Origin of the sequence: Bacteroides sp. AM10-21B (genome assembly GCF_003472565.1) — a bacterium.
Classification (GTDB): Bacteria; Bacteroidota; Bacteroidia; order Bacteroidales; family Bacteroidaceae; genus Bacteroides; species Bacteroides propionicigenes.
Genome location: NZ_QRME01000004.1, coordinates 219,630 through 244,990, shown reverse-complemented (window position 1 = coordinate 244,990; position 25,361 = coordinate 219,630). Strand labels below are relative to the sequence as shown.

Here is a 25,361-nt window from a genome sequence, read left to right as displayed (position 1 = left end):
TTATTATGAAATTACATAAGATTAAAACTATTTTGGCAGTAGCGGCAATGGGAATCCTGTCCCAGTCCTGTCTCGATTTAGATCCGAAAGACCAGTTGGCCGAATCCAATTTATGGAGCTCTCCTTCCGAGTTCCAGTTGTTTGCCAATCAATTTTACGGTTGGACACGCGATTTCAGTTCATTGGACAACAATTCTACAAAGCCGTTGCATTCGGATTATAACTCCGACCTCTTTACAAGCCGCGACGATCGCAATCGATTCAGCAACGGCTCAAACTCCGTACAGGAGTCCGACGGCAATTACGGTTCATGCTATGCGCATATCCGTCGTACCAACCTGCTATTGCAGAATGCGGAGAAATATTCCGCTCCTGCGGATATTGCACAGTATGTAGGTGAGGCTTATTTCTTTCGTGCTTATTCCTATTTCGACTTGTTGCAATTCTATGGAGATGCCATCATCATAACCCAACCTTTGGATGTAACTTCACCGGAGTTGAAAGTTGCCCAAAATGACCGTAGTGAAGTAGTCGATTTTATGATAGAGGATCTTGAAACAGCGGCTCCCATGCTGCCGCGTTTTTCCGAATTGACTACCAACGATGCAGGACGTATCAGTCGTGAAGGCTGTTGGGCGTTTCTCTCACGTGTAGCTCTTTATGAAGGAACTTGGCAGAAGTTCCGCGGAAATGAAGAACGGGGATGTGAGTTGCTGGATATTGCTGCCAAAGCAGCTAAACAAGTTATAGACAGTAAGGCATTCAGTCTGTTCAAACCGGATGCGCTGAAAGAAAAGGCACAGAAGTATATGTTTATTCTGGAGGATGCCAAGTCTAATCCGGCAGGCATACAGAAGAGCGCCAACAAAGAATATATCTTTGCACGCCGTCATGATGAATCTTTGGCTCCTATCGGCAAGAACATTACAAAGACCAATCTGATTAACATGGTATGGGTGAGCCGCAAGTTTGCCAATATGTATCTTTGTCAGAACGGACTTCCCGTAACTTATAATAATGGAACGAATCCTCAATTTAAAGGTTATGCCACGCTTGCTTCCGAATGGGAAAATCGTGACAACCGTATGCGTTATACGCTTGCCAAGCCGGGAGATACTTTCTGGGACAACAGTAGTAAGGGATGCCGCTTGACGTGGAATGATGCTTCCGACCAAAACCATGCTGTGCATACGGATTTTATTCCAAGAAGCGGAACCGGTTACCATAACCAGAAGTGGGCTTCCGAACGCGAAGTAAAAGATAATTTTGAAGGTTATGATTACCCGATTATCCGTTATGCCGAAGTTTTGCTGAACTATGCTGAGGCTGTTTACGAACGCGATGGAAAGATTGAGGATGCAGATTTGAATCTCTCTTTGAATCTTGTGCGTACCCGTGTCAATCCCAATATGCCGGGGCTGACAAACAAACTCGTGAATGATAACGGGTTGAGTATGCGTGAAGAAATCCGCCGCGAACGTACTGTCGAATTGTTCCATGAAGGTTTCCGCTTGGATGATTTGAAACGTTGGAAGACGGCGGAAACGGAGATGCCGCAAGATATACTTGGCGTGAAGTGGGCAGGAACGGAGTTTGAGACTAAATGGGCTGCGTGTCCTTATTCCCGCAACAGCGAAGGGGTAATTGTGATGGAGACAGGTCGCCAGTGGCAGGAGAAGCACTATTTGTTCCCCTTACCGAAAGACCAGTTGCAGTTGAATCCGAATCTGAAACAAAATCCGGGTTGGGATAAATAAGTAGCGAACTTATAAAAAAGAAGAGTATTATGAAAAAGATATATATGAATCAATTCTTGTTTGCGAGCGCATTAACGGGATGTTTCCTTTTGGCCTCCTGCGATAAGGAACAAGAGTTTACAACGGGAATGCCCGAGCAACAACTTATCAATTCCATAGAACTGAAAGTGACCGCTAAATTGCCTTTGGCTGTGGGCATGGACACTACGATTGTTTACAACGTTGTGCCGGAAAGTGCAGCCAACAAGGAAGTTCTGTGGAGCTCCTCCAATGAGAAGGTGGCCGCTGTTTCTCAGAATGGTACTGTTACGGCGCTTGCCGAGGGAGAGGCTGTCATTACGGTGAAGCCGATTATAGGTTTTGGTGTTTCCAATGTTACGGAGAAAGCGATTGCCGTAAGTGTGATACCCGAAATTATTGAAGTGACCGATATTCAGTTTACGAATAAGGATGATGAGGGCAACCCGCTTACAGCCCTTTATCCGGGCGATGAACAGGAACTGGCTTATACGCTTTTGCCGGAGAACCACACTTATTCCTATCTTACATGGGAGAGCAGTGACGAAAGCGTTGCCACCGTCACGGAGAATGGAACTGTCACTGCCATTGCACCGGGAAGTGTAGTCATATATGCCTATACGCACGACGGAAGCAATTACCGGGGTGAGTTCCCGCTGGCAGTAAATGAAATAGTGGACGCCGAAGATATTGCCATAACTGAAGAGTTGCCGGTTCTGCATATCTATCAGACGGCTAAACTGAAGTGCACATTTGTGCCGGAAACAGCCGTTGCCAATTCGGTGAACTGGGAGTCGAGTGATGAGGGCGTGGTTACGGTGAAGAATGGAATGGTTACCGCAGTGGGCTTTGGCGAGGCGACTGTTACGGGTACTTGCCGTTCTACGGGTAATAAAGCCTCGACAACAGTGAAAGTCGCCACCGGCTGGTGGGTATGGGATGCCGCTTGCAGCTTCGAAGGCTGGGGCATGGGCACCAAAGGCGCAAGTAGCGAGATAACGGAAGACCGTATGATAGTAACTACCGCACTCCAGTCATCCGGTGCGTTGCGTGCGGACTTGACCTTGGACACTAAAGGCACGAAAGTTGTCATGGATATTGCCAACTATCCGGTCATTGCCCTTCACACCAATCTTCCGGACATAAGTAAGCAGGGATATACGCTGGACTTGGTGGCAAGCAACGGTACGAAGGGAGAAAGCAAGCTGAACAAAGGAAAGACTCTTTCGGACGGAACCAAATTATTGATTTACAATGTGAAATCGCTTAATAAGTTTGCGGAAGGCGAGGTGACCTTCACTACTTTCCAAATTAAGATAGCTGATATGACATCCGCTGAACTTCCTTCCGGCCGGTACGAAATGTATTGGATACGTACTTTCGCGTCCGAGGAAGAAGCCGTGCAGTTTGCCGAAGACCAAATTACCGCGAATAAATAAGCAATAACCATATAGAATAAAAAGACAAAAGATATGAAGACCAACTTTATTTACACATTGGCAGTTACCGCCACATTGGGGTTCTGTTCGTGTACGGAGATAGAAGACGGCACTCCCATTAACTTTGATGAATGGGAAGCGCCGGAGAAGATAGAATTCACCTTGAATCATCCGTGTATGTTGCATTCGGAAGCCGACTTTACGTATGTCAGGGAAAAACTTGCCACTTCCGCACAACCGTGGGCAGATGCTTATGCTTCATTGGAGAGCAGCAAGTTTACCAACTTGACCTATCAGGCAGAACCGGTGGAATGGCTGAAACGTCTGGACCAAGCTAACTGGGCAAGCAAGCATCCTGATTATGCGAATTATACAAAGCTGGCTAATGATGCCGCAGCCGCTTATCAAATGGCATTGCGTTGGAAACTTTCCGACAAGGAAGAATATGCAGATGCCGCCAAAGCCATTTTGAATACTTGGGCTAAAAACTGTAAAGGCATTTATCGTGAAAGCGGTAGTTTGATTGACCCGAATGAATACCTGATAGCCATCCAGGCTTATCAACTCGCTAATGCCGCCGAACTTCTGAGGGATTATAATGCTTGGGGAGATACGGACGAATTCAAAGCTTTCGTAGCTTGGATGGAGAATACATTTTATGCCATGGCAGATGATTTCCTTACCCGCCACAACGGTACGACCGACCACTATTGGCTCAACTGGGACTTGGCGCAGATGACCGCTTTGTTGTCTATCGGTATCTTGGGCGATAATCAGGAGATGATAAACGAAGTAATCCAATATTTCAAGAATGGCATCGGTCCGGGCAATGTAAATACTGCCGTACTGCACCTGTATGACGATCCGGATGGTTCGGGCGAGAAGCTGGGGCAGTGTCAGGAGTCCGGTCGCGACCAGGGACATGCCATGTTGTGTTGTGCTTTAATGGGGTATTTCTGCAAAATGGCTTATAACATTGGTGAAGACCTTTTCGCTTATGATAACGGCCGTGTAGTGGCAATGGCTGAATATGTTGCCAAATACAACGTCTTTAAACCGGAGTACATCGACCAAGTGCCGGGCGGCAATAACGATTGGTTCAGTTACACGCGCACAGGTTTCCCGTATACTTCTTATTTCTACTGTGACGAACAGATGGACGAACCTTCGGCAGTGGAACTTCGCAACAACGGTGCTGAAACAGGTCGCGGCGGTAAACGTCCTATCTGGGATCTATGGTACGGCCACTGCAAGAAAGTAGGTATGCCTGCCAAATATTGCAATGAGTTTGCATCGCGTCTCCGCCCGGATGCCGGGCCGGAACAATACGGCGGTAGTGGCGGTGCACTCGACCAGCTTGGTTACAGTACACTCATGTTCTACTACGAGTAAATGCAATCTGCGCCAGCCGGTGGCAGGCATGGCAAAAAAAGTAAATACGGTTTTGAGCGGTGTGTTCCGCTCATCCGTATCTTATTTCAAAACATAATGATACTCTGATGTTAACAAGAATATTTAAATCGAATAGTATGATAAAAGGTAAATTTTTACTGGCAGCAACTTTGGCTTTCTTCTTGGCTTCTTGTGGAGATGACGATGAGTCTCAGGACACCGGCGGGGCGGAAGTGAAATTCACTGCCGGATTCGTACCGATGCAGACCTCGGGCGCAAGCACCCGCTTGACGACCAATGATAACTGGGCAGGGCTTGCCGACCGTACCGTAGCGGTAGAGATAGACGGCGTGGTAAAACCCTATACCGTAGACGAACTGGGAAACCTGACCTCTCAAGACCCTTTCTACTGGGGTGATAAAACAGAACTGACCGTAAATGCTTGGTATCCCTATAATGAAGGCATCAAACCGGAGATTCCTGTTGTGAAAGCCGACCAAAGCGGCAGTGGGTATTGGGAAAGCGATCATTTGGAAGTGGTGACGTTGAACGTGCCTTTCTCAACTTCCATTATTTCTTTCCGTCACCGTAATACACAAATGGTATGTGATTTGAAGTCCACTCTGCCCAGTGTCAGTTATAACAATGTTACGGTTAAATACCTCAATCTGCAGAATGTGGAAGAGGGGACAACCGTACGTACTGGTAGTAAAGGCAAGGCTTTGATTGTGCCCCAAACCATTCCTGCCGGAACGGAATTTATGGAAATAACCTTGCCGGATGAACGTTCTTATACGTACACGCTCGAAGAAGATATGTCTTTGGGACAAGGCGTTGCAAAAGGTGTGGAACTTGAGGTGTCAGAGGACGGAATCAAGGTGACTTTCAAAGATTTGTCTTCTTGGGATATGAGTGAAGATACTTTGGACGGCAACACCATAGAGAACAAACCGGATACAGATGCCGATAACTCTTGGAATAGTGAAGGTGCTGACAGTATAGATGGTAGTACCATAGAGAATAAGCCGAACACAGATACCGATAATTCATGGGATAGTGAAGGAAAAGATACGATAGACGGCAGCGCAATTGAGAATAAGCCGAATACTCCTGATGACAGCGGCTCGTGGGATTCCGGTGCAGAATCATGGGAAGGCTCTGATAAAGTACAATCAACCGAAATTTGAATGGAATAATAATAACAATTAAAGAATATGAATATGAAAAACATTTTCAAATTATCAGCAATGATGTTGGCGGCAGCTTTTGTAGCTGGTTGCAGCCAAAACGATGAATTGGATGTGACACCGGTGGAAAATGAAGGACAACTCACTATCCATGCAACAGCTTCAGATTTTGTATCATCCGATGCAACAGATACCCGTATAGCCAATGACGGTGCAAATACCGCTTTTGAGGCAGGAGATGAGATTGGTGTTTTTGCCATTCGTTCTACGGACAATAAATTGATGTACCAAAATATGCCACTGGAATACCTGAATGCAGAATCAGGATGGACAGGCAATGAGAATAAAATTTATTATTATAAGAATACTGCATATGTAGCTTATTCTCCTTATGATGACAAACTGAACATTACCGATGCAACCGGTATAGAAGATTTACAGGCTAAAATAGAAACCTACTTTACCGAAAAACTGGATGCGGCAGGAAATGACCAGTCCATTGCTTATCCTTCTCTTGACTTGATGATGGCATCGGCAGAACCGGCAGATATAGAGGGCTCAAACGACAAGTCGCTTTCTTTCAATTTTAAACACCGCTTTGCGCTAATAGAGATTGCAGTACCTGTAAAAGCATATTTGGATGTAGTCAAGAATTTTACCTATGCAGAGCCCTTTTCTAAAACTTTTACTTTGAATGGCTCTGAACCTGTGAATGAGATTAAATTGTACCCTCTTTCCTTACAAACAAGCGGAGAGGCGGGTGATGCTAATGCTAAGGCCTATAATCTGTTCCGCTTTCTTGTAAAACCGAACATTGAATATACTTTATCAGGAGAGTTAGAATATGCAACACCTATTACACTGAACGATAAGACCGTGAATCTGCCGGTTGGTAAATATATGAAGTACACAATCAATGCAACGAATGCTGTGAGTTCTTATACTAAACGTGATATTGCGGTAGGTGATTATTATTATGCAGATGGAAGTATCTATCCGGGTACTAATGATAAGATTATTACTAATGGTTGCGTGGGAATAATTTTTGCAACTAACAATGTATCTGTAAATAATGGAATAGAGGGGTCAAAGACCTACACTCATGGAAAGGTATTGGCTTTGGTAAATTATCATGCAGATGGTGAGCCGGCAACAAGTGGAGCTAGTACAAGCAGTTATTACAATTATTGGGGCACTCATACAGCCGGTGACGATGTAATAACTTCAGCTTCTAATACAGAAGAAAGTTATGCTTCTTTTTCGGGAAGACTTGATGGTTATGCAAAAACTACGGCTTTTGCTTCTTCAGTAGATGCAGTTCAGAAAGTACTGAATTTTGGTAAGGAAATTAATACGAAGTATGTAGCTCCTATCAGTTCTACAGGATGGTATATGCCGAGTATAGGTGAATTGATTGAAGTATTTAATGCTTTTGCGGTAACAAGCAACGGTGAAGGAACCTATTCATTGAGTGCTAGTGATTTTGCGAATAACAGTGCTAATACGACTAATAAGTCAGCTACCTTGCTAAATCTACGAAATAAGTTAGTTGCGGCAGGTGGTGAATTTTTACAAGAGTTTCCTGAAGATCCAACGAATTCGTCTTCATCAAATTATACAGACCGTTGGTGGTCTATAACAGAAGTTAGTAATGCAAAAACATGGGCAATAGAATTGAAAACAAATGGACAGGTGAAGGTGCTGGAGAGAGATAAAACAGGTAGCACTAAACATGCATCGATACGTCCTATCTTAGCTTTCTGACATCCTCTATTTACTGTTAAATCATAAAAAAACAGTTCTTAATAGGTATTCAGAATACTATCCTTTTCTAAAGATAATGGACTATATTCCATTGTCACTTATTGAGTTTCAAGTGGTTGTGTCAAAATGTAAAAGTCCTATCATTAGCTTCGCTCAAAACATCTTTTGATTTTTACGCTAAGGTATAGTCTGTCATTCTGAACGTAGTGAAGAATCTCTTCTCTGCATACATAAGAGAGGAGATTCTTCGTCGCAAGCTCCTCTGAATGACAGACTGATAGGACTTTTACATTTTGACACATTCACCTCTTTTTCTTGTCCTCATGTTAGCAATATACACATAGTTTAACCCTTTTATTACAAGACTGTTTTATAACTTTTCTGTCATCACTTATCATAAATTGCACTCTATCCCTTTGTAGAAAGGGGATAGAGCGAGTGATGACAACTGCAATGGCAGTGATGATAACTAATTTGTCGTCACTGTTTTTTGTGGTCTATTCCCCGATTTTATAAGGTAATATATTTATAATCAGCATAAAAATCTTTTGTGGAGAGTCGTGTTAATAGCGGTTAAAACACAACCTTTTCTTTATCATAACTGCAAATATAGATAGTGTACACGCATTTTCTTGTCATGCAATAGGCGGATTGAAGCGGTTTTCTCAGGCAAACAAGGAGAAAGGCTTCTTGCTTTACGCTGTTATTCCTTGTTGTTTTTGTGATTTTGGCAGAAGCATAATGTAGTAAACCTACGTGTATAACTTCGTCCCGCAACTGCGGGCTCTACGGTTGCCATATGGAAACCGGACAGCCCCCAATTGGCAACCGTAGAGCCCCCAATTGGAAAACGAAGTTTTCTTTGGTGTTTTATCTTGTTTTTACACGTTTGTTGCGAGATTATGCACCATACATTTGCGATAAAAGAACCGTAAAAAGGTTACCTCAGCTCACTCCATTAGGAACTCCCGCACTGAATAATGCTTGATGCTTTCGGCAGTTTGTTCACTGTCTATTCTTAGAGCGATATTTTTAGGGAACTTCATATACTGAAAGTTTTAATTATACTTCAAACTTTCCCGTTCTATCCCGGAAGTTTTAGTCATACTTTAAACTTTTCTTCCGCTTTTTGCTGCAAACTTATGAGTGCATTAGGTATTTTCATACTTTCATTCGTATCTTTATTAAAAATACCAAGAATATATGAAGTATAAGTCTATTGTTATAGCTTTATGTCTGGGGTTGTCGGGTACGCTGTCTGCACAATCTGTTTATCCCGGTTTGCATACGGATAAGATGAAGCTGAATACATCGGTTCGGGTAGGAGCGGAAGGTTTTGATTTGCAGGATGTGCGTTTGTTGCCGAGCCGCTTCCGGGATAATATGTTGCGTGATTCGGTTTGGATGACGTCGATAGACGTGAACCGCTTGCTGCATAGCTTCCGCACGAATGCCGGTATATGGGCAGGACGTGAAGGAGGATATATGACCGTGAAGAAATATGGCGGTTGGGAATCGCTGGATTGCGAGCTGCGCGGACATACTACGGGGCATCTGCTCTCGGCATACGGACTGATGTATGCCGCTACGGGCAGCGAAATCTTCAAACTAAAAGGCGATAGCATCGTGACGGAACTGGGGAAAGTACAGGAGGCGCTGGGAAACGGTTATCTAAGTGCGTTTCCCGAAGAACTGATAAACCGTAATATCAAGGGACAGTCCGTTTGGGCTCCGTGGTACACGCTGCACAAGCTGTTTTCCGGTTTGATAGACCAATATCTGTATGCGGATAATGCGCAGGCCTTGGCGATTGTGACGAGAATGGGCGACTGGGCATACAACAAACTGCAACCGTTGAACGAAGAAACACGTAGGAAGATGATACGCAATGAGTTTGGCGGCATCAACGAATCGTTCTATAATTTGTATGCCGTTACCGGTGACGAACGTTACCGCCGGCTGGCACACTTCTTCTATCATAATGATGTGATAGACCCTTTGAAAGAACAAAAGGATGATTTGGGTACGAAGCATACAAATACGTTCATACCGAAAGTACTGGCGGAAGCCCGTAACTATGAGCTGACGGGAGATGAGGACAGCAAGGCGTTGAGTGGGTTCTTCTGGCGCACAATGACGGAACATCATACATTTGCGCCCGGATGCAGTAGCCAGAAGGAGCATTTTTTCGATACAAAGCGCTTCTCGAACTTCTTGAATGGCTATACGGGTGAGACCTGCTGTACCTATAATATGCTGAAACTAAGCCGGCATCTGTTTTGCTGGCAACCGGATGCGGGCATAGCCGATTACTACGAGAGAGCTTTGTATAATCATATCTTGGGACAGCAAGACCCGCAGACCGGTATGGTTTGCTACTTCCTGCCCTTGCTGTCGGGGGCGCATAAGGTGTATAGCACAAAGGAGAACTCTTTTTGGTGCTGTGTGGGAAGCGGCTTCGAGAATCATGCCAAGTATGGAGAAGGCATTTACTACCGCAGCAAAGAGGGTATTTATGTAAACCTGTTTATTCCTTCCGTGGTCCGTTGGAAGGAAAAAGGAATAACCCTGAGACAGGAAACGGCTTTTCCCGAAGAGGAAACAACTGTAATGACTGTTGAGGCCGACCGTCCGGTGCAGACCACCGTATATTTGCGCTATCCGTCATGGAGCGGAAAGGTGGCGGTGCGTGTCAACGGAAAGAAAATACAGGTGAGACAGGCTCCCGGTTCTTATATCGCTTTAACCCGTCTGTGGAGGGATGGCGACCGCATAGAGGCCGTTTATCCGATGCAAGTGCAACTGGAAACCACTCCGGATAGCCCTCAAAAGGGTGCGTTGCTCTACGGACCGCTGGTGTTGGCGGGAGAGCGGGGTACGGAAGGTATGCAGTCTCCGGCGCCTTTCTCCGACCCCCGGCTTTACAATGATTATTATACCTATGATTACCATATTCCGGCAGACCTGAAAACAACGCTCCTGATAGACTGCAAACATCCGGAACGTGCGCTGCAACGGGTTGGAAAGGAACTGAAGTTCACTACGCAACAAGGTGATGTGCTCCGCCCCTTGTACGATGTGCATCATCAGAGATATGTGGTATATTGGGATTTAAAGAATAAGTAGGCATTTAATCGTATGAAATATCTGTCTTTTTGCTTTTTCCTCTTCGTCCTCCTCTTTGGGGGAAGGACAGCCGGCATGGCTGCCGAATGGCAATGGTCGGTGCGGATTCTTTCGATGACTTCGCAGGAAACCGGAGCGCATCCGCAGGCTTTTCTGTGGATACCCGATGATTGCAAACGGGTGAAGGCCGTAGTGGTGGGACAGCATAATATGTGTGAAGAGACTTTGTTTGAGAATCCGGTGTTTCGTAAACGGATGCAGGAAGCGGGTATTGCATTGGTATGGATTACGCCCATTCTTGATTTCCCGTGGGATGTAAAGACGGGATGTAACAATGCGCTGCTCGCAGCTTTGGACAATTTGGCGGAGACGAGCGGCTACAATGAGCTGGAAGTTGCGCCTGTTGTGTCTTTGGGGCACTCTGCAATGGCTACTTTCCCGTGGAACTTTGCTGCATGGAACCCGGAACGTACGTTGGCGGTAATCTCCTATCATGGTGATGCTCCGCGCACTAACCTGACCGGTTATGGCGGTGCGAACTTGGAATGGGGACGTACACGCCACATCGACGGCATCCCCGGTCTGATGGTGGAAGGAGAGTACGAGTGGTGGGAAGCGCGCGTCAATCCGGCTTTGGCTTTTCGTATGATGTATCCCGAAAGCTGCATCTCCTTTCTTTGCGATGCCGGGCGGGGGCACTTTGATGTGGCAGACCGTACGGCGGATTATATCGGCCTTTTCTTGCAAAAAGCCGTGGAGTACAGGTTGCCGGAGAGTGTGGATTGGAATAAACCGGTCGCTCTGAAGAAACTGGACCCTCGCAACGGCTGGCTTGCCGAACGTTGGCGTACGGGTGCGGAAGAACCGCAGGGAGAGGTACGTACGGCACGCCTTGCGAAACAACCCCGTCGTGCCAAGCCGGCTCCTTACGGACAATACAAAGGAGACCGCCATGACGCCTTCTGGTATTTCGACCGCGAAATGGCGGAACTGACTGAAGAGTTCTACCGCCAAGAGCGTGACTTGCTGCCGCAATATGTCAGCTTTATGCAGGAGGGACAACTCGTTCCTTATAATCCGAAATCGCATATCACCCTTTCTGCACGTTTCCTGCCCGAACCGGACGGCGTGACGTTTCATCTGAAAGCGGTATATACCGATAGCCTGCGCAATGCTTTGGCGGACAAACATTCGGTTGCCGTGCCGCGTATCGAACGTATCTGCGGTCCGGTGAAGCAGATAAACGATACGACTTTTGTCCTCGACTTCTACCGTATGGGTACAAACAATAAAAAGCGTACTCCGGGCATTACGCTTGTGGCAAGTGCCGGAGGCGACCGCTTCTACAAAGAGTGCGTGCAGGAGCTGAGTTTCAATATCCCTTATCCGCTGACCGGGGGGCGCAGGCAGTGTATTCTATTTCCCGGTATTGCGGATGTAAAAGACGGAACAAAATCCATTATGCTCAATGCGACGTCCGACTGCGGTCTGCCCGTCTATTATTATGTAAAAGAGGGACCGGCGGAAATAGAGGGAGGCAAAGTAGTGTTTACCAAGATACCTCCCCGCAGCAAATACCCGCTTAAAGTAACGGTAGTGGCATGGCAATACGGTATTATGGGAAAGGTGCAGACGGCAGAGCCGGTAGAGCGCACTTTCTTTATTGAGAAATGAACTATTAAATGGATGACAGGGACTCTTGACATAAATAAAAATCAAACTTACTTAAAGATATGCTTGCAGTGATGAATAAAAGAATAGGATTTCTATTTGGTATATTTGTATATGCCGCTTTTATGTTTGCGGGTAATGCCCGGGAGTTGAAACTGACCTCTCCGAGCGGCATACACGAAGTCTGTTTCTATCAGAAGCAGACCTCTCCGGCTGTCAACGGCTTGTTTTACCGTGTCTCCTTCAAGGGACAATCGGTGATAGAAGAGTCGCGCGCCGGACTGGAGTTGGATAATCGTATTTGGGAAATGGCATTGGGACAGCGTAAACTGATACAACCGGCCTGTTGGATGGATAATCTGGAGACGGACTCCGTGACCTATGCTCCTGCGGTGGATATAACTTGGAAGCCTCTTTACGGTGAACGCAGCGAAGTGCGCGACCGTTACAATGCGGCAACGCTTCACCTCTCCAAGAAAGACGGTTCTTTCTACCGCCTTGATATAGAGGTGCGTGCTTATGACGAAGGTATCGCTTTCCGCTATTTCTTCCCCGAACATCCTCGTGCCACTTTCCACAAGGTAGTGGGCGATTTGACGGAGTATACCTTGCCTGCCGGTACGAAAGCATGGTCGGAACAGTGGGCGCAGGCTTTCTTTGAACACTTGGATGTCAATGAATTGAAGCGTCCCGTGGAGCGTGCCTTGACGTTGGAACTGCCCGGCGGCTTGTGGGCTGCATTGCTGGATGCCGATGTGGACGACTGGTGCCTTACCAAATATCAGGCTTCGGCAGAGAAAAAGAATACGCTGGCTTCCGTAATGTATAGTCCGGTAGATGTGGTGACTTATTACGCTACTCCGTGGAGGGTGATAATGACTGCGGAAAAGCCGGGAGAGTTGCTGGAACATAACGACATTGTCCAAAACCTGAACCCGCCTTGCGAGGTAGCCGATGCCGCCGAGTGGGTGAAACCGGGCACTATTATGCGCGAGACAACCATCAGTACCGAAGGAGCCATCGCCACGATTGATTTCTGCGCCGAACACAATATCCCTTATATGCTTTTCGACTGGTTGTGGTATCTGCCTTGTACTTCGCACGACGGAGACGCCACCAAAGTGGTGGAGAAACTGGATATGCCGCGTGTAGTGGCTTACGGAAAGGAAAAGGGGGTCGGTATCTGGGTGTACGTCAACCAGCATGCGTTGATGAAACAGGCGCGTGAGCTCTTTCCGATACTTCGTGAATGGGGTATTGTTGGGGTGAAGTCCGGTTTTGTGCAGTATGCCAGCCATCGTTGGGCTACGTGGTTGCACGATTTGGTGCGTCTGGCGGCCGAAAACCATTTGATGATGAATATCCATGATGAGTACCGCCCGTCCGGTTTCAGCCGTACGTACCCCAATCTGTTGACTCAGGAAGGTATTTGCGGGAACGAAGAGTTTCCGGACGCTACGCACAATGTGACGCTGCCTTTTACGCGTATGATAAATGGTGCGGCGGATTATACCATCTGCTATTTCGACAAGCGTCTGAAAACCACACACGCACATCAGTTGGCGGCCTCGCTGGTATTCTACAGTCCGCTGCAAACAATCTTCTGGTATGATAAACCGTCTTTCTATCGCGGGGAACCGGAAGTGGAATGGTTTGAGAACTTGCAGACTGCTTTTGACGATACGCAGGTGTTGGACGGGGCACCGGGCAGGAATATCACAATGGCACGCCGGAAAGGACAGGAATGGTTCTTGGCGGCCATGACGAATAATGACGGCTCGAAAGAGAATGTACCGCTCTCTTTTCTCGATAAGGGCAAGACTTATCTTGCATATATCTATACGGACGGCGGGAAGGAAGTGAAAACCCGCACGCAAGTGAAATGCTCGTATCTGTTGGTGGATACTTCCAAAACGATGAAGTTTGAATTGAAACCGAGCGGTGGGGCGGCTGTCCGTTTTGTTCCCGTAAATAAGGATGAGGCGAAGAAGTATAAAAGATATAAGGGGGAAGTGCTATAAAAATACAGTCTGCATTGAGTAATCGGCAGGGGTTGTTCGTATTAATAAATGAATGTTTTGCTTTCGGGTTATTTATTAGTTACAAGATGAAAAGATTAACGCTGATTGTTGGTATGTTGTGCGTAGTCTGTTTGCAGGCAGGAGCGCAATATGTGTCCGAAGTATGGGTTTCGGATAGAGGGAATGGTACATATAGGAATCCGGTGTTGCATGCCGACTATTCCGACCCTGATGTTTGTGCGGCAGGCGATGACTTCTATATGACCGCTTCCAGCTTTGGTTGTACGCCCGGCTTGCCTGTTCTACATTCCAAAGACTTGGTGAATTGGCGTATTATCAATTATGCCTTGAAAGAATTGGAACCGACAGAGTTCTATAATTCGGCCCGGCATGGCAAGGGGGTATGGGCTCCTTCCATTCGCTATCACAAAGGTGAATTTTATATCTACTGGGGCGACCCGGACTTTGGTATTTTTATGGTGAAGACCAAAGACCCTGCCGGCGAATGGGAGAAGCCCGTACTTGTGAAAGCCGGTAAAGGGATGATAGACCCTGCACCGTTGTGGGATGATGACGGGCACGTGTATCTGGTGCACGCTTGGGCAGGCAGCCGCTCGAAGATGAACAGTGTTGTGGTGGTATGCGAGATGAATGCCGAAGGTACACAGGTTATAAGCAATCCGGTACTTGTTTATGACGGGAATGACGGAATTAATCACACGGTGGAAGGACCGAAATTTTATAAGCGAAACGGCTATTACTATATTTTCGCTCCTGCGGGTGGCGTGGCTACGGGCTGGCAGCTGGTGTTGCGTTCACGCAATGTATACGGGCCGTATGAACCGAAAATAGTCATGGCGCAGGGCAAGACGGATATTAACGGTCCTCATCAGGGAGCATGGGTGGACACAAATAAAGGTGAGTCTTGGTTTGTACATTTTCAGGATAAAGCGATGTACGGGCGAGTGATTCATCTGAATCCGATGGCTTGGGTGAATGATTGGCCTGTAATCGGTGTGGATAAGGACGGTGACGGTTGTGGCGAGCCGGTCACTACTTATAAGAAACCCAATGTAGGCAAGACTTATCCCATAGAAACTCCTGTGGAAAGCGACGAGTTCAATACCCGTCGGTTGGGATTGCAATGGGAGTGGCACGCCAATTATCAAGATACTTTTGGATTCACTTCGGATTTGGGGTTTGTCCGCATCTACGGACATATCCTCTCGGAAAGCTTCGTGAACTTCTGGGAAGTGCCCAATCTGTTGTTGCAGAAGTTTCCTGCCGAAAAGTTTACGGCTACCGCCAAGCTGAAAGTATCAGCCAAAATGGACGGACAACAATCCGGACTTATTGTGATGGGCTGGGATTATAGTTACATCGGTGTGGAAAAGGCAGGCGAATCGTTCGTGCTGAAACAGGCCGTTTGCAAGGATGCCGAGCAGAATATGCCGGAAACGACTGTACGTCTGGCGGAAATTCCGGCAAGCCGTATTTATGAGGCAGGCTTATATCCCAATTATGAAAGGGAAATCTACCTGCGGGTAAAAGTGGAGAAAGACGGTGTATGCCGCTTCTCTTATAGCTTGGACGGTAAGAAGTATACATCTGCCGGAATCCCTTTCACTGCCCGTCAGGGAAAATGGATAGGGGCTAAGGTAGGATTGTTCAGTACGGCCCCTTACGGTAAAGAACGCGGTTGGGTGGATGCCGACTGGTTCCATATTGAGAAATAAAAGAATAAAATCAGATATGAAGACAAAAGCTCTGTTGGCAGTTTTGGGCGTCTGCCTGTTGTCTGCCTGCACTATTCCGGAAAACAAGTTTTATGTTGATAGGGAATTGGACTATTGTAACCGTCAGGTAGGACGTACATTAGACCGGTTGCACGATGCAAATGGTAAGATTGATTATACCATGATGCCACGCAACATCCTGCAAGGTCAAAGTAATTGGAATTGCCGCAAAGCCGCAAAGGAAGAATGGTGTGCCGGATTTTGGCCCGGTGTGCTATGGTACGACTATGAATATAGCGGTGACAAGCGGATAAAGGAGGAAGCGGAAAGATTTACCGCCTCCTTGGAGTTCCTTTCCCGTACACCTGCATTCGACCATGACCTCGGCTTTCTGGTGTTTTGCAGTTATGGCAACGGTTATCGCCTGACGCAAAATCCCCTTTACAAGCAGGTGATTCTGGATACGGCGGATACGTTGGCTACGCTATTCAAGCCGCAGGTAGGGACGATGTTGTCTTGGCCGCGTAATGTAGAACTGTTTGGCGGACACAACACGATTATGGATAATATGATAAATCTGGAAATGCTTTTCTGGGCGGCAAAGAACGGCGGCAACCCTTATTTGGCGGATATTGCCATTTCTCATGCCGATAAAACGATGAAATACCACTTTCGTCCCGATTATACTTCGTATCATGTGGCCGTTTACGATACGCTGACGGGTGGCTTTGTCAAAGGGGTTACGCACCAGGGATATGCGGACAATAGTATGTGGGCGCGCGGTCAGGCATGGGCCATCTATGGATATACAGTGGTTTACCGTGAAACCGGAGACTGCCGTTATCTGGACTTTGTGCAGAAGGTAACGGATGTGTATTTGAAAAATCTTCCGGAGGATTATGTTCCTTACTGGGATTTCAATGACCCCGCAATACCCAATGCTCCTCGTGATGCTTCGGCTGCCTGTGTAGTGGCTTCTGCCTTACTGGAACTTTCTACGTACTTGCCGGGTGACAAAGGAGAGAAGTACAAGGATGCGGCAGTGAAAATGCTGACGAACTTAAGTACGGACAGCTATCAATGCGGTGAAGCAAGTCCGGCATTCCTGCTCCACTCTACAGGACACTGGCCGGCTAAGTCGGAAATAGACGCTTCTATTATTTATGCGGATTATTATTATATCGAAGCATTGCTGCGGTTGAAGAGATTGCAGGAAGGAAAAGCGGTCATAGGCTGACGCACCACAGCCTGTTATTATAAATATAATGAAGGATTTCTTCTCTTATAGATGAATAAGGGAAGGAGTCCTTTTGTCATTCAGAGGGCTCGTGTGGTAATGACCGACGTTATTGAACGTACATTGATTCAATGAAGAATAAGTGTATATGTTACACAACATATGCGCTTATTTGTTGCGTCTGTAGTAAAAGTGTTATTTTTACACTCTCTAATTCTCTTGCTGTAAAATGATTATGAAAGACATAAATTAGTTACTAATATACACATACCATGAAAAAAGGATTGAAACTGTTATTGCTGTTGTTGGCAGTTACTGCACCGTTGAGGGCGCAAGATGTAATAGTGAAAGGACCGGACGGAAACCTGCAGGTGGAGGTTATATGTACCGAAACCGGAAAAGCAGCTTATTCTGTTTCTTACAAGGGCAGGCAGATGCTGGAAAACTCCCCGTTGGGCATGAACACTAATGTAGGCGATTTTACACAAGGTTTGAAACTAACCGGACATGAAGTGAACAAAATTGACAGCCAGTATTCATTGAACCACATCAAGACTTCTCAAGTACATTACCGGGCTAACGAATTGAACTGTTTCTTTGACAATGCCAAAGGACAGAAGATGCAGATTACGTTCCGGGTGAGCAATAACGATATTGCTTTCCGTTATACCCTGTCACGCCAAGGCAATACGGGCAGTGTACGCGTAATGAACGAAAATACCGGTTTTGCCTTTCCGGAAAAGACTACCACTTTCCTCTGCCCGCAGAGCGATGCCATGATAGGATGGAAACGTACGAAGCCCAGCTACGAAGAAGGATATAAAGTGGATGCATCGATGAACGAACGTTCGCATTACGGGCATGGTTATACCTTCCCTTGTCTGTTCAAAGTGGGTGAAGACGGTTGGGTACTGGTCAGCGAGACCGGTGTTGACAGCCGCTATTGTGCGTCCCGCCTTAGCGATGCGGCAAGCGGCGTGTATACCCTTGAGTTCCCCATGCCGGAAGAAAATAACGGTAACGGAACAATTGAACCCGCTTTTGCTTTGCCCGGCAGCACGCCGTGGCGTACTATTACGGTAGGTGAAACTTTGAAACCGATTGTAGAGACGACGGTTCCTTGGGATGTGGTTGAGCCGCGTTATGCAACGAAACACGACTATAAACCGGGGCGCGGTACTTGGAGTTGGATTCTTTGGCAAGATAACAGTATTAACTATGATGACCAGGTACGATATGCCGATTTGGCAGCTGCCATGGGGTATGAATATATCTTGGTTGATAATTGGTGGGATACGTATATCGGTCGTGACCGTATGGAGCAGTTCGTCAAGTATGCCCGTAGCAAAGGAGTGGAGGTCTTCTTGTGGTATAGTTCCAGCGGCTACTGGAATGATATAGAGCAAGGTCCGGTTAACAAAATGGACAATTCCATTGCCCGTAAGCAAGAGATGCGCTGGATGCAAAGTCTGGGTGTAAAAGGTATAAAAGTAGACTTCTTTGGAGGTGACAAGCAGGAGACAATGCGTTTGTATGAAGAAATACTGAGCGATGCCGATGATTACGGGCTGATGGTCATCTTCCATGGATGTACGTTGCCTCGCGGATGGGAGCGGATGTATCCTAACTATGTAGGCAGTGAGGCTGTGTTGGCATCCGAGAATCTTGTCTTCAGCCAACAAGCCTGTGATAATGAAGCGTTCAATGCCACTTTGCATCCTTTTATCCGTAATACTGTGGGATGTATGGAATTTGGCGGAGGATTCTTGAATAAACGCTTGAACCGTGGTAATGACGGCGGTACTGTTCGTCGGACAACGGATATTTTCCAGTTGGCAACTACGGTGCTTTTCCAGAATCCCATACAGAACTTTGCTCTTGCCCCCAATAATTTGACGGATGCTCCGGCGCTATGTCTTGACTTTATGAAACAAGTACCTACTACATGGGATGAAACCCGTTTTATAGACGGTTATCCCGGCCGCTATGTCGTCTTGGCACGTCGTCATGGCAATGTGTGGTATATAGCTGCTGCCAATGCTATGGCGGAACCGTTGAAGCTGAAATTATCCCTTCCGATGTTACCTGCGGGTGAGGAGGTCTCTGTTTATTTTGACGATAAGAAGCTGCAGCCGCAACAGAAAGAACAGAAAATCAAGTCTGACGGTACGTTGCAGCTTACAGTTCAGCCTATGGGCGGAGCAGTGATAGTGAAGTAGGACGGGCAGGCTTTTCACAAGTTAAAGAATTATATTATATTAAATACCATGAAAGTACGATTCAAATTATTCTCTCTTTGCCTGTTACTGGTTTTGGCTTCTTCCTTGCGGGCAGAGACTCATCATGTGACGAATGAACCCGATTCGGTTTATCTCTTTTCCTATTCCCATGCCAACGGGCAGGGTGGATTGAAGTTTGCCTGGAGTCCCGACAACAGGACGTGGTTCAGTGTAGCAGACGGTTTCACTTATGTCAATTCCGATTTCGGCCCGTGGGGCAGAGCGAAGAAAATGTTCGATCCGCAGTTGGTGCAAAACCGTGCCGACGGTAGCTGGCATTGCATCTGGAGAGTTACGGATACAGGCAAAGTATTGGCTCATGTAGCTTCGCCTGACTTGCAGAAATGGGGGCGGCAGAGTTATTTCTTATCCTCCGATCTTAGTAAGTTCTCTTCTGAAGATGTGTACCCTTTCCTCGAAGGAAAAGCATCGGTGAATGGCATGGAACAGACGGGACGTATACAGAAAGTTTCGTATACCACCGTACAGCAGATTATCCGCTATGCAGAACACAAGAAATTCCGTTCGGCACAGAATGCCGAACGGATGGCGCAGGACCCTGTGCGTTTTGCCGGATTGAAACCGCTGGAAGCCACTGTACAAGTAAAGCCCGAAAAGGCAAAGAAAATCAGCGAGCATTTGATAGGTATCTTCTTTGAAGACATTAATTATGCTGCCGATGGAGGACTTTATGCCGAGCTTATTCAGAACCGCGATTTTGAATATGCTCCCGCCGACCGCGGCTACGGATTGGATAGGGCTGCGGAATGGGGACCCATGACGGCTTGGGGTGGTATTCGTCCCGCTCTTTCTTCGGTTGGGAAGGAGAATGCCGGTCAAGTTCCAGTGCACTTGCAGATAGATACGGTTGCTCCCATACATGCCAATAATTCTCATTATCTGAAAATGATGATAAATACACCGGGTGCAGGTATCTACAATACCGGTTATGACGGGATTGTGATAAAGCAAGGTGAAAAATACGATTTGTCCTTCTTTGCCCGCATTCCGTCGGAAGGGCTTTCGGCAAGGGCAGAGCGTTATGCACAGCCCAAGAGTATGAAACTTCTGATTCGTATTACGGATGGCAAGGGCAAGGTTTGTGCCGAATCTGTAGTAAAGGTGGCTTCTCGTGAGTGGAAGAAGTATAAGACTGTATTGACTGCTGCGTCTGCCATTGACAAGGGACGTCTCGAACTTCTTTTAGAATCGGTTCCGGCTACGCTGCATCTGGATATGGTTTCCCTTTTCCCGCAGAATACGTTTAAAGGCCGCGAGAACGGTCTGCGTGCCGACTTGGCCCAGACGCTTGCAGACCTGCATCCGCGCTTCATCCGTTTTCCCGGCGGGTGTGTGGCTCATGGAGACGGAATTGACAATATATACGATTGGAAAGGTTCTGTCGGTCCGCTCGAAGCCCGCAAGCCTTTGCGCAACCTTTGGGGGTATCATCAGACACGCGGCTTGGGATACTTTGAATTCTTCCAATATTGTGAGGATATCGGTGCTGAACCGCTTCCGGTACTTGCGGCAGGCGTTCCTTGCCAAAATTCCGGCACATGCGCGCATCACTCCGACGGCGAGCTGACGTGTATGGGGCAACAAGGAGGCATCCCGATGCAAGAAATGGATCAATACATTCAAGATGTGCTCGACCTTATAGAATATGCTAATGGCGATGCACGTCGCACGGAGTGGGGCAGGAAACGTGCGGAAGCCGGTCATACGAAGCCTTTCAACCTGAAGTTTATCGGTATAGGCAATGAGGACATGATAACAGATGTCTTTGAAGAACGTTTCACGATGATATATAATGCTGTTAAGGAGAAATATCCCGAAATAACCGTTATCGGTACGGTAGGACCTTTCTACGAAGGAACGGACTACGAGGAAGGCTGGGAACTTGCCACCCGTCTCGGTGTGCCTATGGTGGACGAACACTATTATGTGGAACCCGGTTGGCTCATCAATAATCAGGATTATTACGACCGTTACGACCGCAACAAGTCCAAAGTGTATTTGGGTGAGTATGCCTCCCATATGGCAGGTCGTCCCAATAACGTTGAAACGGCTTTGACTGAGGCATTGTACCTTACGGCCGTAGAACGGAACGCTGATGTCGTGACCATGACTTCGTATGCTCCGTTGCTGGCCAAAGAAGGTCATACGCAATGGAATCCCGATTTGATTTACTTCAATAACTCAGAAGTAAAGCCTACGGTGGGTTATTATGTCCAGCAGATGTACGGACAGAATTCCGGTACTGTTTATTTGCCCTCTGTTGTCAGTTTGAGTGAAGGCTCGGATGCAGTGCGGAAGCGTGTGGGTGTATCCGTAGTCAGAGATGATGCCAGTGGCGACTATATCGTGAAATTGGCGAATCTATTGCCGGTAGAGGTTTCTGCCAAGGTACAGTTGGAAGGTGTTTCTTTGACTAATCCGTCAGCCGTAAAGACACTGCTTACGGGCAGCCCGGCAAGTAAAGATGCCAAGTCCGTCTCTTCTGCATTCGAAGTTGCGGGCAATGAATTTGATTATAAGATGCCGGCATATTCGTTTACGGTGATACGCATCAGTGAAAAATAGCGATAGAATGAAGTTGTAACTTTTTATATATAACAGATACCATGAAGAAACAGATTATTACCGGACTGTTTGCGGCTTTGGCTGTGGTTACGAGCGCGCAGTCTTTTACCGAATGGCGGAATCCGGAAGTCAATGCCGTAAACCGTGCACCGATGCACACCAATTATTTTGCTTATGAATCGGAAGAGGCTGCCCGTGCAGGAGCCAAAGAACACTCTTCCCGTTTCATGACCTTGAATGGTACATGGAAATTCTTTTGGGTGAAAGATGCTGATGCCCGTCCCACAGACTTCTGGAAACCGGGCTTTAATGATAAAGGATGGAGTGATATGCCTGTTCCCGGGGTGTGGGAATTGTATGGCTTCGGCGACCCTATTTATGTAAATGTAGGTTATGCCTGGCGCAACCAGTTTAAGAATAATCCGCCGGAAGTACCCGTTGTGAATAACCATGTCGGTTCGTATCGCCGCGAGATTGTAGTCCCTGCCGATTGGAAAGGCAAGGATATTATAGCCCACTTCGGTTCGGTGACTTCCAATATGTACCTGTGGGTAAACGGTAAGTATGTAGGTTACAGCGAAGACAGCAAGTTGGAGGCGGAATTTGATCTTACCTCTTACCTGAAGCCGGGGCAAGAAAACCTGATAGCTTTCCAAGTGTTCCGCTGGTGTGACGGTACTTATCTTGAAGACCAAGACTTTTTCCGTTACAGCGGGGTAGGGCGTGATTGTTATCTGTATGCCCGTGATAAGAAACGTATCGAAGATATTCGTGTTACCCCAGATTTGGATACCGACTACAAGAACGGGACTTTGCGTGTAACGGTAAGCCTGAAAGGTAACGGTAATACCACTTTGGAATTATCGGATGCCGAAGGTAGGCAGGTGGCAACAGCAGCTGTTCGTGGTAACGGTACTGCCTTGATGAACCTGGATAATCCGCATAAATGGACAGCGGAAACTCCTTATCTTTATACATTGCGTGCCACTTTGCAGGGCAGTAATGAAGTGATTCCCGTTAAAGTAGGTTTCCGTAAGATTGAACTCAAAGATTCGCAAATACTGGTAAACGGCCAACCTGTTCTTTTCAAAGGAGCCAATCGCCATGAAATGGATCCCGACTATGGTTATGTAGTTTCCCGTGAGCGTATGATTCAGGATATTCAGATAATGAAACGGTTCAATTTGAATGCTGTGCGTACCTGCCACTATCCCGACAATAATCTGTGGTATGACTTGTGTGACCAATACGGCATTTATGTAGTGGCGGAAGCGAATATCGAGTCTCACGGAATGGGATATGGAGAATCAACCCTTGCCAAACGTGCCGACTACAAGAAAGCTCATATGGAACGTAATCAACGTAATATACAACGCGGTTTCAATCATCCCAGCATTATCTTCTGGTCGTTGGGCAATGAAGCCGGATATGGTCCTAACTTTGAGGCCGCTTACGATTGGGTGAAGGCGGAAGACCCCAGCCGTGCGTGCCAGTATGAGCAGGCCGGCGTGAAGGGCAAGACGGATATTTACTGTCCGATGTATGCCGGTTATGGCTGGTGCGAGGATTATAGTAAGAATGCCGACTACAAGAAGCCTTTGATTCAGTGCGAATATGCCCATGCTATGGGTAACTCCGAAGGCGGCTTTAAGGAGTATTGGGACTTGGTGCGTAAATATCCCAAGTTTCAGGGTGGCTTTATTTGGGATTTTGTAGACCAGTCTGTACGTTGGACAGGTAAGAACGGCAAGATGATTTATGCTTATGGCGGTGACTTCAATCGCTTTGATGCCAGCGACATTAACTTCTGCGATAACGGTCTTATTAGTCCCGACCGTGTGCCTAATCCGCATATGTACGAAGTGGGACGCATCTATCAGAGTATTTGGACAACTCCTGCCGACTTGCAGCGTGGAGAAATCAATGTGTCCAATGAAAACTTCTTCCGTGACCTTTCCGCTTATTATCTGGAATGGGAGATGCTGAAAGACGGTAAGGTGATGCGCAGCGGCCGTGTGGATGACTTGGATGTAGCCCCGCAACAGACAGCCAAAATCAAATTGGATTTGGGTGCAACTTGCCAATGTGCCGAGTGGTTGCTCAACGTGTCTTATAAGCTGAAGAATCGTGAGGGACTGCTTCCTGCCGGTCATATTGTAGCTAAAAACCAGTTGACGCTGAACGCTTATCAAGCCCCTGCAATGGATTTGAGAAATGTCGAACTGAGTAATGTGGAAGTAACAGTTCCTGCAGTGCAGGAGAATGACTATAATTACCTTATTATTTCCGGTGAGACCTTCCGTATGGAATTCAACAAGCATACCGGGTACTTGACTAAATACGAAGTGAACGGTCAGAATATGATTAAAGAGGGCGAAGCCCTTACCCCTAACTTCTGGCGTGCTCCTACCGATAATGATTTCGGCGCCAACCTGCACCGCAAGTATATTGTCTGGAAGAATCCGGAAATCAAGCTGATCTCTTTCAATCAGCGCACCGAGAACAAACAAGTGATTGTGGAAGCCGCTTATGAGTTGTCCAAAGTATCGGCTGCTTTAAATTTGACGTATGTCATCAACAACAATGGCGCTGTTAAAGTCACTCAAAAGATGATTGCCGACAAGAATGCCAAAGTTGCCAATCTTTTCCGTTTCGGGGTGCAACTGCCTATGCCTCGCAGCTTTGAGACTGTAGAATATTACGGTCGCGGTCCGGTAGAGAACTATATCGACCGTAACCATTGCTCCGACCTCGGCATTTATCGTCAGAGCGTGTCGGAACAGTTCTATCCCTATATCCGTCCGCAGGAGAATGGGACAAAGACGGATATCCGTTGGTGGAAAATGCTGGATGCAGCCGGTAACGGCATCGAGGTAGTTGCTGCCGCTCCATTCTCCGCATCGGCTTTGCACTATACGATTGAATCCTTGGATGAGGGCTGGAGCAAACAGCAAGGACACTCTCAGGAGGTGGAAGAAGCAGACTTGACTAACCTCTGTATTGATAAGGTGCAGGCCGGTTTAGGTTGCGAGGATAGCTGGGGACGTATTGCCCGGCCCGAATACCAAGTTCCTTATGCTGATTATGAATTTACATTCATTCTGACGCCGGTACGCCATAGTATAGAAATAGAATGAGAAAGTAGGGA

13 protein-coding genes are annotated in these 25,361 nt (G+C 46.9%); all 13 read left to right on the top strand.

The annotated features are described in order from the left end of the window. The first annotated feature begins 5 nt into the window (after nucleotides 1-5). The 13 genes from DW121_RS06840 to DW121_RS06780 all read left to right on the top strand — a co-directional run bounded on the left by DW121_RS06840 (nucleotide 6) and on the right by DW121_RS06780 (nucleotide 25,350). Nucleotides 6-1,757: a RagB/SusD family nutrient uptake outer membrane protein gene (locus DW121_RS06840; protein ID WP_118323362.1), complete on the top strand. Its 1,752-nt coding sequence runs from the start codon at nucleotides 6-8 to the stop codon at nucleotides 1,755-1,757. A gap of 29 nt (nucleotides 1,758-1,786) precedes the next feature. Beyond that, nucleotides 1,787-3,214, top strand: a complete 1,428-nt coding sequence (locus DW121_RS06835; RefSeq protein ID WP_117712045.1) for an Ig-like domain-containing protein — start codon at nucleotides 1,787-1,789, stop codon at nucleotides 3,212-3,214. A gap of 33 nt (nucleotides 3,215-3,247) precedes the next feature. Continuing rightward, nucleotides 3,248-4,606 (top strand): alginate lyase family protein, encoded by a 1,359-nt coding sequence (locus DW121_RS06830; protein WP_117712043.1) that lies wholly within the window; start codon nucleotides 3,248-3,250, stop codon nucleotides 4,604-4,606. A 137-nt stretch (nucleotides 4,607-4,743) separates the two neighbouring features. Continuing rightward, on the top strand, nucleotides 4,744-5,793 hold the full coding sequence (locus tag DW121_RS06825; protein ID WP_158573918.1) for a fimbrillin family protein: 1,050 nt from the start codon (nucleotides 4,744-4,746) through the stop codon (nucleotides 5,791-5,793). A gap of 33 nt (nucleotides 5,794-5,826) precedes the next feature. Continuing rightward, nucleotides 5,827-7,557 (top strand): fimbrillin family protein, encoded by a 1,731-nt coding sequence (locus tag DW121_RS06820; protein WP_147399665.1) that lies wholly within the window; start codon nucleotides 5,827-5,829, stop codon nucleotides 7,555-7,557. A 1,203-nt stretch (nucleotides 7,558-8,760) separates the two neighbouring features. Next, nucleotides 8,761-10,683, top strand: coding sequence for a glycoside hydrolase family 127 protein (locus DW121_RS06815; protein WP_118323359.1), 1,923 nt, complete (start codon nucleotides 8,761-8,763; stop codon nucleotides 10,681-10,683). 12 nt (nucleotides 10,684-10,695) lie between these two features. Continuing rightward, nucleotides 10,696-12,357, top strand: a complete 1,662-nt coding sequence (locus tag DW121_RS06810; RefSeq protein WP_118323358.1) for a hypothetical protein — start codon at nucleotides 10,696-10,698, stop codon at nucleotides 12,355-12,357. A gap of 71 nt (nucleotides 12,358-12,428) precedes the next feature. After that, nucleotides 12,429-14,375, top strand: a complete 1,947-nt coding sequence (locus DW121_RS06805; protein ID WP_118323423.1) for a glycoside hydrolase family 97 protein — start codon at nucleotides 12,429-12,431, stop codon at nucleotides 14,373-14,375. An 86-nt stretch (nucleotides 14,376-14,461) separates the two neighbouring features. Next, on the top strand, nucleotides 14,462-16,111 hold the full coding sequence (locus DW121_RS06800; RefSeq protein ID WP_117710942.1) for a glycoside hydrolase 43 family protein: 1,650 nt from the start codon (nucleotides 14,462-14,464) through the stop codon (nucleotides 16,109-16,111). Nucleotides 16,112-16,127: 16 nt separating this feature from the next. Further along, a complete protein-coding gene (locus DW121_RS06795; protein ID WP_118323357.1) occupies nucleotides 16,128-17,348 on the top strand; it encodes a glycoside hydrolase family 88 protein in 1,221 nt (406 codons plus the stop codon). A gap of 272 nt (nucleotides 17,349-17,620) precedes the next feature. Then, nucleotides 17,621-19,567: a glycoside hydrolase family 97 protein gene (locus DW121_RS06790; RefSeq protein WP_118323356.1), complete on the top strand. Its 1,947-nt coding sequence runs from the start codon at nucleotides 17,621-17,623 to the stop codon at nucleotides 19,565-19,567. A 48-nt stretch (nucleotides 19,568-19,615) separates the two neighbouring features. Beyond that, nucleotides 19,616-22,213 (top strand): alpha-L-arabinofuranosidase C-terminal domain-containing protein, encoded by a 2,598-nt coding sequence (locus DW121_RS06785; protein ID WP_118323355.1) that lies wholly within the window; start codon nucleotides 19,616-19,618, stop codon nucleotides 22,211-22,213. 41 nt (nucleotides 22,214-22,254) lie between these two features. Next, on the top strand, nucleotides 22,255-25,350 hold the full coding sequence (locus DW121_RS06780) for a glycoside hydrolase family 2 TIM barrel-domain containing protein (RefSeq protein ID WP_118323354.1): 3,096 nt from the start codon (nucleotides 22,255-22,257) through the stop codon (nucleotides 25,348-25,350). Nucleotides 25,351-25,361: the final 11 nt, after the last annotated feature.

What these genes read in the sequence shown, in the direction of transcription:
- DW121_RS06780 (WP_118323354.1), top strand. Translation starts at nt 22,255, where the DNA reads ATGAAGAAACAGATTATTACCGGACTGTTTGCGGCTTTGGCTGTGGTT.
- DW121_RS06835 (WP_117712045.1), top strand. Translation starts at nt 1,787, where the DNA reads ATGAAAAAGATATATATGAATCAATTCTTGTTTGCGAGCGCATTAACG.
- DW121_RS06785 (WP_118323355.1), top strand. Translation starts at nt 19,616, where the DNA reads ATGAAAGTACGATTCAAATTATTCTCTCTTTGCCTGTTACTGGTTTTG.
- DW121_RS06810 (WP_118323358.1), top strand. Translation starts at nt 10,696, where the DNA reads ATGAAATATCTGTCTTTTTGCTTTTTCCTCTTCGTCCTCCTCTTTGGG.
- DW121_RS06800 (WP_117710942.1), top strand. Translation starts at nt 14,462, where the DNA reads ATGAAAAGATTAACGCTGATTGTTGGTATGTTGTGCGTAGTCTGTTTG.
- DW121_RS06825 (WP_158573918.1), top strand. Translation starts at nt 4,744, where the DNA reads ATGATAAAAGGTAAATTTTTACTGGCAGCAACTTTGGCTTTCTTCTTG.
- DW121_RS06795 (WP_118323357.1), top strand. Translation starts at nt 16,128, where the DNA reads ATGAAGACAAAAGCTCTGTTGGCAGTTTTGGGCGTCTGCCTGTTGTCT.
- DW121_RS06805 (WP_118323423.1), top strand. Translation starts at nt 12,429, where the DNA reads ATGAATAAAAGAATAGGATTTCTATTTGGTATATTTGTATATGCCGCT.
- DW121_RS06820 (WP_147399665.1), top strand. Translation starts at nt 5,827, where the DNA reads ATGAAAAACATTTTCAAATTATCAGCAATGATGTTGGCGGCAGCTTTT.
- DW121_RS06790 (WP_118323356.1), top strand. Translation starts at nt 17,621, where the DNA reads ATGAAAAAAGGATTGAAACTGTTATTGCTGTTGTTGGCAGTTACTGCA.
- DW121_RS06830 (WP_117712043.1), top strand. Translation starts at nt 3,248, where the DNA reads ATGAAGACCAACTTTATTTACACATTGGCAGTTACCGCCACATTGGGG.
- DW121_RS06815 (WP_118323359.1), top strand. Translation starts at nt 8,761, where the DNA reads ATGAAGTATAAGTCTATTGTTATAGCTTTATGTCTGGGGTTGTCGGGT.
- DW121_RS06840 (WP_118323362.1), top strand. Translation starts at nt 6, where the DNA reads ATGAAATTACATAAGATTAAAACTATTTTGGCAGTAGCGGCAATGGGA.